This window comes from Bacillus sp. FSL K6-6540, assembly GCF_038007545.1.
Genome location: NZ_JBBOXH010000001.1, coordinates 5,088,594 through 5,099,455, shown reverse-complemented (window position 1 = coordinate 5,099,455; position 10,862 = coordinate 5,088,594). Strand labels below are relative to the sequence as shown.

The following is a 10,862-nucleotide window of genomic DNA, read 5'->3' as shown; positions in this document are numbered from 1 at the left end:
AATATTCAGAAAAAAACCATCAAAAAAAGTTGGTGGTTTTTTTATTTTGATGGGTGAATGATCAAAGGGGAATGAAATCGACAGAGAACATATAAACTGGGGCCGCATTTGTTGCGGCTTTTCTAATTTAAAGTGAACAAGTTCTTGACCCAAACTCACCCACTCGAGTTAACGCATAATCGGTGTTCGTAAGCCATGTTCACACAACGCTTGATGGAGCACAATATGTAACATATGAATCCTGATAACAGGTTCATATGTTACACATACACCGCATCATATATGAGCAAAAATCGCGAGATTCGGGTGAGAAATAAAGGACAGCAGCGGGATTTCGCCGGACAGACGGATGACAATGCACATCTTACACATTTACGATGTCATGCTGTCTTCTCTACACTTTGGAATGTAAGCGTTACCTGTTAATCACTGAAACGTGATGTACGTGAGTGAACCAGATAACCTGACATGAATCGATATGTAAGAAAGGAGGGGAAACATGAAGGGAAAAAGACTACTTGCTGTGATATCCGGAAGACGTTCCATCCATCGCGAAACGAAGCCGCCTAATCCAGGCGTAAACCAAACGTCTCTTGGTAAACGAATCAGGGTGAACTGGGAGCTCTATCTGTTCTTGGTGCCGGCCTTACTGTATTTCCTTGTATTTCACTATGCGCCCATGTACGGCATCCAGATTGCCTTTAAGAACTTTATCCCCAGCAAAGGAATCATGGACAGCCCATGGGTGGGCTTCGATCATTTCGAGCGTTTCTTCAATTCCTACTATTTCTGGGATCTGCTCTGGAATACGTTCAGCCTCAGCTTCTACGAGCTGATCATCGGGTTTCCGCTGCCGATCATCCTGGCGCTCGCTTTCAACGAAATCCGGACAGGTCCCTTCAAGAAAATCGTCCAGACCGTTACGTATGCGCCTCATTTTATATCCGTTGTTGTCATGGCGGGTATGATTATTACCTTCTTATCGCCGTCCACAGGCATCCTGATCCAATTGATCAAATGGATGGGCATCGATGCGCCGAACTTTCTGTCGGATCCGGCGTGGTTCAAGACCGTATATGTTCTGTCCGGGGTCTGGCAAAGCACCGGATGGGGGACCATTATCTATCTGGCCGCGCTGTCCGGGGTCGATCCCCAGCAGCATGAAGCCGCGATTGTGGATGGAGCCAGTCGTTTCAAACGATTGTTGCACATCAACCTCCCGGCCATACTCCCAACGATCACCATTTTGTTGATTTTGAACATGGGCAACATTCTTACGATTGGCTTCGAAAAAATACTGCTGCTGCAGAACTCGCTGAATATGGAATCTTCCGATGTCATTTCAACTTATGTTTACCGGACCGGTCTGGTCGACGCGCAGTACAGCTTCTCGACAGCCGTTGGCCTGTTCAACTCCGTGATCAACGTCATTCTATTGGTAACGGTCAACCGGATTGCCAGACGCACCAGCGAGAACAGCCTATGGTAGAAAGGAGGGAAGTGCATTGGTTACCGCGATGAAGGAATCGAAGTGGGACAAGATTTTTCTCGGCAGCGTTTATATCTATTTATGCATCGCTCTAATTGTTGTTCTGTATCCGCTCGTATATATTCTCAGCGCATCGATCAGCAGCCCGCAGCAGGTGAATTCCGGTGCGATGTGGCTGTTTCCCAAGGAGATTACCTGGGCCGGATACCAGCTGGTCTTCGAAAACCCGAAGATTTGGAACGGATACCTGAACACGATCGTTTATACTGGGATAGGAACGCTGTTGAACCTGGCCGTGACACTGCCTGCAGCTTATGCGCTCAGCAGGTCGGATTTGGTCGGTCGTCAACTGTTCTTGGGATTTATTCTGTTCACGATGTTTTTTACCGGAGGTCTTGTGCCAACATATCTCGTCGTCCGGAATTTGGGACTGATCAACACGATGGGGGCGCTCATTCTTCCCGTAGCCGCATCGGTATGGAATATCATCGTTGCCCGGACGTTCTTCCAGACGACGATTCCCAAGGAACTGCAGGAAGCGGCATATATGGACGGCTGTACCAACCTGAAGCTGTTCGTCCGCATTATTCTGCCGCTGTCCGCGCCGATTATTGCAGTCATGGCATTATTTTACGGGGTCAGTCACTGGAACAGCTATTTTCCGGCTCTGATCTATCTCAACGATGAGAGCAAGTATCCTCTGCAGATGGTGCTGCGGCAGATTCTGGTTCTTCAGGAAATGACGGCGGAGACGACCGGCGCCGGGATCAGCGGGGATGCTGCCAGGGCAATGAATTCCAAAGCCGAAACGGCATCATTGATCAAATACGGGGTTATCGTTGTATCTACGCTGCCGATTGTGGCTCTCTATCCTTTTTTACAGCGATACTTTGTCCAAGGGGTCATGATAGGCTCTGTAAAAGGATAATGAAAGCGTTTTATAAGATATGAGCTTGAATATGCAAAGGGAGGAAACATGGATGAAGATGACAAGCAAACCTTGGAAGCTGGTGTTGACGGGGCTGACAGCTCTGTCCCTGCTCGCCGGATGCGGTTCGGCCGGCGATACGAAATCTGCCGGAACAAAGTCAACGGAAGCAGCCGCCGTGAATAAGGAAGGCTTCCCGATTATGAATGAACCGATTACGCTGACCATGATGGCACCTGATGTCGGCGTTCAGAACTGGAAGGATATGGTCGTGCTGCAGCAGATGGAGGAAAAGACGGGCATTTCATTCCGATACTTGAATGCACCGAAGGATAGCTTTGATACGAAGAAGAACCTCGTATTTGCCAGCGGCGATTACCCGGATGTTTTCTATGCTGCAGGTTTGACGGCGGCCGAACAGATGAACTATGGCGAGCAGGGTATTCTGATTCCGCTGGAGGAGCTCATTGAGGAGTATGCTCCGAACTTCAAGGCGCTGATGGATGAAATTCCGGAGATCCGTAAATCCATTACGGCTCCGGATGGACATATCTACTCCTTGCCTGCGGTCGATTTAAGCCAGCACTGGTATCGGAACCCGCTGTGGTACAATGGTGATTTCCTGGAGGCCCTGAATATCGACAAGCTTCCGGAGACGACCGAGGAGCTCTATACCTTCCTGAAGCGGGTAAAAGAAGAGGATCCGAACGGCAATGGAGTCGCCGATGAAATCCCGATCTCTTCCGTATCGACGGCGACGACCAATGCTCGGGATATTCGTACTTGGCTTCTTGGCGCTTTCGGCGTCTATGAAGACGAAATTTATGTAGACGATGAGGATGTTGTTCATTATACCCCGATAGAAGAGGGCTTCAGAGAGTATCTGGTCTATATGAACCGTCTATGGAAAGAGGATCTGCTCGACCACGAAAGCTATTCGCAAACCGCAGAACAGAAAAAGGCCAAGGCACAGAACAATCAGGTGGCCCTGTTCTCCGACTGGCATGCCTACATGACCAAAGGGGGAGAGCCGTCCACCAAGGATCCGATGTTCGCTCCGGTGAAAAGCGATTTGGTAGACAAGCCGGCCATCGCCAAGAACAGAGGGATTACGACAGGGGCTTTTGCCATCTCGGCTACCAATCCTGCCCCTGAAGCATCGATGCGTTGGGTGGACTACCTTTACTCCTATGAAGGGTCGCTTTTTTTCAACAAAGGACCTGAAGGCATGCTGTGGGAGTATACGGATGAAGCTAATCGCGTGAAACGCTATTTGTCTGTGCCGGACGGCATGGAAATGGAGGACTACCGTGCGACTTTGACGCCAAACTACGGCATTCCGGCTCCTACCATCAACACGGACGATATCAATAAAGGATTGAAGACCGACTTTGACCAGTGGGTTGAAAAGGAGACGAAGGAAAAGCTGCTCGATCGCGGAGCCAGACCTCCGTTCCCTGCCTTGTTCCTTACCGTTGAAGAGCAAACCGAGATTAACAGCCTGAACTCGGATTTGAGCACATATGTACAACAGATGGAGGCGAAGTTCGTGACCGGAGCAGAACCATTGTCCAATTGGGATAACTACCTGAACACGATGAAGAAAATGGGTGCCGACCGGGTCGTCGAAATCTATCAAGGCGCATATGACCGCTGGAAGTCGAGCTAAACATAAAATGATAGAGGGCCTGATAAATCTCCTGAATATCATACAAATGTGGAGGCATAGCCTATGAAAATCACGAGACATCCGAACAATCCGATCGTCGTTCCGGGAACGTACGAATGGCGTAAAGTCACCGTATTCAATCCTGCGGTTATTATAGACAACGGCAAGTTTTACATGATTGAGCGTACCGCAGGCTCGCTAACGCCTTGCAAGAATGTGTTGGGACTTCTGGAGAGCGAAGATGGGGTGAATTTTACGCACGTGAAAGACGAGCCGATCGTGACGCCTGACATGCTGGGCTTTCCATATGGAAGCGTCCAGGACCCGCGGATTGTCAAAATTGACGGCACGTACTATCTAAACTATGCCCTTAGGCCATGCGCCATGAGTTACTATCCGACGGGAGCGGGCATACCGGAGCGTACGATTCCAAAATATCCGGACGGCTGGGGGGAGGAGGAGGGCCACTGGCTCACTCGCTCTTCGATTGTGAAGTCGGACAATCTGATCGACTGGGAATTCGTTGCCGATACGACACCGCTCGATATCAATGACCGCGACAACATTTTGTTCCCGGAGAAGATTAACGGAAAGTATGTATTGCTGCGCCGTCCGGAGGAATACGTGGGTGCAGCTTACGGAACGGACAGCGCGGCGATATGGATTACGTACTCCGAGGATCTAGTTCATTGGGAAGAGCCGAAACTTCTGGCCAAAGCCGAGAATCCGGCGTGGGAATCCAGGAAAATCGGCGGAGCCACGCCGCCTGTGCGAACCGATAAAGGCTGGCTGGTCCTTTACCACGGCGTTGATGATCAGGTCGTTTACCGTGTTGGGGCGATGCTTCTTGACCTGAACAACCCTGAGAAGGTCATAGCAAGAACGAAGACTTTTATTATGGAACCGGAAACCTATTACGAGAAATTCGGTTATCAAATTCCGAATGTGGTGTTCCCGACAGGAAACGTGGTCAAAGACGGCCTGCTCTATATCTATTATGGTGTGACCGACACTGCAATTGCACTGGCTACCGTGCCGGTCGATGAGCTGGTTGAGCATATCTTGAACGAACCGCAGTGAGTGAGGTAAAAGCATCCGGGCCCTTTCGAGACAAGATCTCCTAAAGGGCCCTTCTGTTATATATCCAGCCTATTCGAGCGATGTTGTTTGCGGTACTGACCGGGCGTAAGCCCGGTTTCTTTCTTGAATTTGCGGATGAAATTGGGTGCATCCAGGTAGCCCACCTGTTCGATGATTTCCTTAAGGGGAGCGCTTGTCGTCACAAGCAGCCGAATGACTTCCTCCGTACGCCTCTTCCAGATATACTGCGAGAAACTGATCCCGGTCTTCTCTTTGAAGCTGCGGCTTAAGTAAGAGGTAGAGACGGAAAATTTAAGGGCAACATGCTCCAGGCTGAGCGTATAGTCGGCAAACTGCTGATTTACATAATGTACGATATCATCGATCAGTTTAGGTGCTGCTTGCTCATGGTTCCGTTCAACCTTCTCGCAAACCTCTGTCGTGAGCGACAACAGCTTGTCCTCAAATTCCTCCAGCGTCTCAAACGACGTATAGTCCGAGATGCTGCTGAATGCTTCGTTCATTCCAACCTCAGAGGCGGACCTTAGCAGCGCGTTCAGCAGATCGAAGCAAATGCAGCGCAGCAGATGAATTTGCAGCGGTTCGCTCCGGATGGTCTCCATCATCTCGGCGATCATCTGCACAGCCACCGACTCGTTGCCTTGCTTTAGGCTTTGCTCCAGCTTGAGCAGCGACTTTCTTGGAAGCCATACGCCTTTGGCGACAGGATGATTCTGCTCTGCCAACTGGTCGAAATAGGTGATCCGGCTGCTGCCGACCATTCGGTGCTCGAGTGCGGTTGCGGCTTCGATGAAGGATTGGTTCAGCTGCCCCAAATCCCGGTAGGGCGTACCTACGCCCATGCTCGGATCGAGCCGAGTGTTCTCGGAGATCAATCCCTGGACCGTGCGAATGATCTGCTCCATCCGGAGCTTCAGCGAATCTTGGCCAGGGTCAGGAAGCGATACGATCAGCGCAAATTGATTATCGGCTGAGAATTCAACGCCATAGATAGTCGCTTGAAGTCCTGAAGGTTCAACATGGCTGAGAATTTCATGCACCTGCTGACGATCCTTCTGGAGTTCCTCGGCCGCATCGTTTTCTTCCCAGGACAGAATCACACAGAAATAAATGACTTGTTCTTGGGGAGATTCCAATCCGACTTCGGCGATCATTCGCTCGATTTCGGGATCATCCGGCTTGCCGTGCTTCAGCAGAAGCAGCATGCATTGGTTGCGCACGAAGGGCTCCTGCATATCGATCCGGGTGCTGTAATCGTGAAGGGTCTGACGAATCCATTCCCATTCATTGCGCGTTTTGGGCTCTGGGGTATCGCTAACTCTGAGCTTGGCGAATTCCATCAAATCCTTAATCGGGTGATATTGGCGTCTAGCCAGCACAAAAGCGGCAAGCACTCCGGTTATGACGGCGATGCCAAACACCAGCAGTATGAGCGTCTGTACATGAGCGACCCGGCTGAAGAACTGGTAGCTTGGCATGATGGTCATGTAGTTCCATCCATTCTCCCCGGATTTGACGGATACGACGGAATACTTGTCATTATTCAGGGAGAGATTGTGTATGCCGGCATCAAGCGCAGCCAATGTCCCGAGATGCTCTTGAGACAGGGTTACGCCGTGATTGCTCGCAGTAAGCACTTCATCATCTGGATTGAGAATGTAGCTGCTCCCGGTGAAATCGCTAAGAATGGAATCCATGACCCCGGTAAGATTGGACTCTTTCACCATATATACAACGCTCCCGTAAGGATAGGGGGCATTGGGCTTGATCGGTACGATGATGGTCAGCATCGTCTCCTGCCTGGAGTTGTTGATCGTAACATTCTCGGCCGGCCGTATGACCATCTGATTCGTTTCGTTCAGCGCAAGGGTGACATCTTCCAGACTCCAGTTCTCATAACGATAGAAGGAATCGAACGCAACGTTAACATTCGTCAGGCCACGGTAAGAGTAGATAATCGGGTCGTTATGATAGTATAAGAAGATGTCTTCAATGATGCTGCTGTTTGCCTTATAGTTGGCCAAAGCTTGTATGGCTTCCACTCTGTAATAATCATCACGGACCATATAAGGGGTTAAGCGTCTGTCGTAAGCGATTCGGCCGGAAAGCTCCCGAAGCTCCGCGATACGGGAGTCGATGGTCATTTTCACCTGGTTCAATTGATTGATGTTGGATTGTTCGATCTCGGTACGAAGCCCGCTGACAGCGCTATCATAAACGAAAATGGTTACTCCCGTCAGGGGAATCAGGAAGATCAGAATATAAGACAGTACGTATCTTAAGAGCAGCTTCGACTTAAAGTGATTCCAATTTATTCGGAAAGTGAAAGTGGATACGATGAATGATTTGAGGTTATGAATGGTCATTTTGGGTGCATCCTCCATTGCATTCTTTTCATGTCATGCGAAATTCCGATTTCATCAACAAGGATAGGGTTATTTGAAACATTATATCATTATAATGATTATTCGGAGAAATATTAAGAATAAATTCATCGTTATTCATTACATGATATAACTCGTAGTTTTCATAGTTTCACGGCTTCAATCCAACTCAGTCAGATTTCGATCGTCTTCGCTTTATAGGAAGATTTTGTTATGATAGGGACAAGAAAAAAATGGGAAGTGGGAAGCTGTGGACAAAAAGGCGAAAAAGGTTTTACTTCAAACGTTCTGGTCATCCAGCGGCTGGAAAAGCAGTCCTTTGCCGTTCGTTGGGGAGGACTTTGATTACGCGAAGAGCATGAGGCTGATGTTCGACCCCATCACCATCGGACATGATGAGCTGATCCAGCGGCTGCATAGCTTACATAAGACGGTTACTAAAGAAAGGGTTGCTGCCGCATTTCTGCACAGTCTGTCCACGAGACAAGTGCATCTGCGAAGCGCGCTTTCCAGTTGGGCGCTTACATCGCGCCTGCCTCTGCATCAGTACGAAGAACGACGCTCGGCCATGCCGAATTACAGCAGCTGCGGAGATTGTAACCATGCCGGGCTCCAGTCCGACCGGAATTACGTGAATGCCGACCTGAACGTGCTGAATTTCGAACGGGTCAAATGGGGAGGCATCCGCTTGAATCAGCTGCTCTACTGCTGGCTCGATCTGGAGCTGTTGAGCCATGAGGAGGGCCTGACGGTGGACGATGAGGATATCGCCATTCTGAGGAAGCTGATGACAGCCGTCGACGGATGCGCCGAATCAGAAAGCCCGCGTCATCTTGAGAAGCGCTTGAAGGATGTTCTGCCTTCAAGCAAGCATGAACGAGACGTGCTGATGGAAATTCTGGGATATGCCGGCGTGCTGGTTCCGAAGGATACGCCCCGCACGCGTCCGAGAAGGGACGACGATTTCTTCTCGATGTCGGAGTGGCAGGGAAGCGACGGATATTCCACTGAAGCGCTGCAGTTTTATTTCGGCGAATATCTGTAGACCGCGCTGCATCATTATAGGTTACAGAATACGTACCGGTTTAGGAGTTTAAGGGAGGGTTAGAATGGAGCCGCAATATCATACGCTGTATGATCACGGAGTGCTGCCTTATACGAGGGAAAGCTTGGACGGCCAGGGAATGCACGATAAGACGGTGGAAACGCTTGTGCATCGGGGAATGCCGGTCTTTGATCCGCAGGAGCCACCGTTGGGTCTTCTGTTTCATGAAGCGTTACCGCTACAGGATATTCATGGAGCCTATATCGCGATCGGAAGGGAGATCTGGAGCGAAGGGCTGCATGTCGCGATCCAAAAGGATACAGGGGGAGTGTGGGCAGTCACGGAGGGCGGTACACAGAAACCGACCTACATGAACGCCTCCATCGACAGCCTGCTCGCCTTTATGGACCGTGTGCTTCGATTCAAGCAGCAAACGGAGCGCTTGCAGCCCGATCCACCTCCCACGATTTTGACGGCCGAACAATTTCGCGAGAAACTTGAGAAGTTCAGAAGAGGGGAGATCAAGCCGGGAATCCGTCCGGACGCCTCGCAGACTCAGCGCGAGTGGAAGTCAGCCTTCGAAGAAATTAAGCGGGAGCTGAAAGAGATGGATCTCCCTGCTGTACGTTCCTCTTCATGGTGGGGAATTGTGCTGGAGGAAATAAAGGATCGCTTGAGGTAGCCGAAATGCATTTTAATGACGGGATGGGAGGATGAACGTTGGGCTTTCATGACACGTACAGATTTGGTGTGCATGCCATCATATCGAACGCTGACGGCAAGCTGCTTTTATTAAAACGGACCTATGGGAATAAGGGATGGAGTTTGCCCGGGGGCGGGGTGGATTCCGGCGAAACGATCCATGAAGCGATTTTTCGCGAATGCCGCGAAGAGCTGGGCCTTACCCTGCAAGATGCGGTCTTGACCGGATTTTATTATCACAGTCATATCAACGCGCAAGTCGGCATATTCCGCTGTTCGATCCCGCTTCACGAGGAAATTGTGCTCAGCTCCGAGCATTCGGAATATAAATGGGCCGAGTTGTCGGAGCTGAGCGACGTTCAGCGGTTAAGGGCCCAGGATGCATTGGCTTATCAAGGAGAAGTCAAAAGCCGGGCGTTTTAGCATTCATCCTGTTCTTTTAAAGACCGGATTACCGTTACTGACCCCATGCACAACATCAGGGTTACGCTAACGAACTCTGTTGACGATGTTCCATCCGAAGCGGCAGAGGTTGCATCCATAAAGACATCCAGCATATAAAAAAAGAGGCTAACCGTGAGAGCGGTTAGCCTCTTTGATTTCAGTAAAACCTGGTTACCTGCTTATGCCCTGAGATCATGGCATGTGGATAAAACCTTTACTCCTTCAAAGAGCCAATCAGCAGCCCTTTTATGAAATACCGCTGCAGGAACGGATAGAACAGCACCACCGGCCCGATCGTCAGAATGGCGGTGGCCATCTTCACCGATTCTTGCGGCAGCGTCTGGCTGCCGAGGATGGCGCCGCTGCTCTGCATCTGCTGAATCATGCTGATCTCGGAGTTCAGCTTAAACAGCAGGTATTGAAGGGGATACAACTTCTCGTTGTCCACCAGCATGATGGCGTTGAACCAATTGTTCCAGTAGGCAATGCCGTAGAACAGCGTAATCGTGGCCAGAACGGGCATGCAGAGCGGGAAGTAGATCCGGAACGCGATATAGAAGTCGCTCGCGCCGTCGATCTTGGCCGCCTCCGTCAGGGAAGGCGGAATTTGGGACATGTAGTTGCGTACAAGAAACAGGTTGAACGGGTTGAACACCAGGGACGGTATGATCAGGGCCCAGATGGTGTTGTTCATGCCGAGATTCAGGTTGATCAGATACCAGGGCACCAGGCCCGTGTTAAACACCATCGTAATGAAAAAGAACAATCCGAGCCCGTTGCGGTAACGGATATGCTTGGCGGCCAGCGTATATCCGGCCATGGACGTGATGGTGACCGCAAGGATCGTGCCGACGACCGTCACGATGATCGAGATCATGTAACTCCGGTACAGCGGCGTGCTGCCGAACAGGAGCAGCTTGTAGGCATCCAGCGACAGCTCGCTCGGGAACAGCTGGTAGCCGAATTGCTTAATGCTGGCTTCGTCGGTAAAGGACACCATGAGCACAAGCAGCATCGGCAGGATGCAGAGAATGGAGATGATGCCGATCAGCGCGGCATTCACGGCGTCGAAAAATTTAGGTCTGGACGTCATCTAGATT

9 protein-coding genes are annotated in these 10,862 nt (G+C 50.4%); 7 read left to right on the top strand and 2 right to left on the bottom strand.

Annotation, left to right across the window (positions count from 1 at the left end; translation table 11 throughout):
* Window positions 1-499: 499 nt before the first annotated feature.
* From MHH82_RS22635 to MHH82_RS22620, 4 genes are all read left to right on the top strand, one after another.
* Window positions 500-1,489: an ABC transporter permease gene (locus tag MHH82_RS22635; RefSeq protein WP_251497567.1), complete on the top strand. Its 990-nt coding sequence runs from the start codon at window positions 500-502 to the stop codon at window positions 1,487-1,489.
* Between the two features lie 16 nt (window positions 1,490-1,505).
* Window positions 1,506-2,417 (top strand): carbohydrate ABC transporter permease, encoded by a 912-nt coding sequence (locus tag MHH82_RS22630; protein ID WP_009589981.1) that lies wholly within the window; start codon window positions 1,506-1,508, stop codon window positions 2,415-2,417.
* Between the two features lie 52 nt (window positions 2,418-2,469).
* Window positions 2,470-4,086, top strand: coding sequence for an extracellular solute-binding protein (locus MHH82_RS22625; RefSeq protein WP_015736587.1), 1,617 nt, complete (start codon window positions 2,470-2,472; stop codon window positions 4,084-4,086).
* A 63-nt stretch (window positions 4,087-4,149) separates the two neighbouring features.
* A complete protein-coding gene (locus MHH82_RS22620) occupies window positions 4,150-5,166 on the top strand; it encodes a glycoside hydrolase family 130 protein (protein WP_015736586.1) in 1,017 nt (338 codons plus the stop codon).
* Window positions 5,167-5,222: 56 nt separating this feature from the next.
* Here the strand turns inward: MHH82_RS22620 and MHH82_RS22615 are convergent, their stop codons facing one another.
* Window positions 5,223-7,553, bottom strand: a complete 2,331-nt coding sequence (locus MHH82_RS22615) for a helix-turn-helix domain-containing protein (RefSeq protein ID WP_015736585.1) — start codon at window positions 7,551-7,553, stop codon at window positions 5,223-5,225.
* Between the two features lie 268 nt (window positions 7,554-7,821).
* Between MHH82_RS22615 and MHH82_RS22610 the strand changes: the two genes are divergently transcribed.
* The 3 genes from MHH82_RS22610 (at window position 7,822) to MHH82_RS22600 (ending at window position 9,741) form a co-directional block, all read left to right on the top strand.
* A complete protein-coding gene (locus MHH82_RS22610) occupies window positions 7,822-8,616 on the top strand; it encodes a hypothetical protein (RefSeq protein ID WP_015736584.1) in 795 nt (264 codons plus the stop codon).
* Between the two features lie 64 nt (window positions 8,617-8,680).
* Window positions 8,681-9,298 (top strand): SUKH-4 family immunity protein, encoded by a 618-nt coding sequence (locus MHH82_RS22605; protein ID WP_340967921.1) that lies wholly within the window; start codon window positions 8,681-8,683, stop codon window positions 9,296-9,298.
* A 38-nt stretch (window positions 9,299-9,336) separates the two neighbouring features.
* On the top strand, window positions 9,337-9,741 hold the full coding sequence (locus MHH82_RS22600; protein ID WP_015736582.1) for an NUDIX hydrolase: 405 nt from the start codon (window positions 9,337-9,339) through the stop codon (window positions 9,739-9,741).
* Window positions 9,742-9,976: 235 nt separating this feature from the next.
* On the opposite strand, the gene MHH82_RS22595 is transcribed toward MHH82_RS22600, so the two are convergent.
* Entirely contained in the window at window positions 9,977-10,855 is an 879-nt protein-coding gene (locus MHH82_RS22595; RefSeq protein WP_009590031.1) for a carbohydrate ABC transporter permease, read from the bottom strand.
* Window positions 10,856-10,862 lie beyond the last annotated feature (7 nt).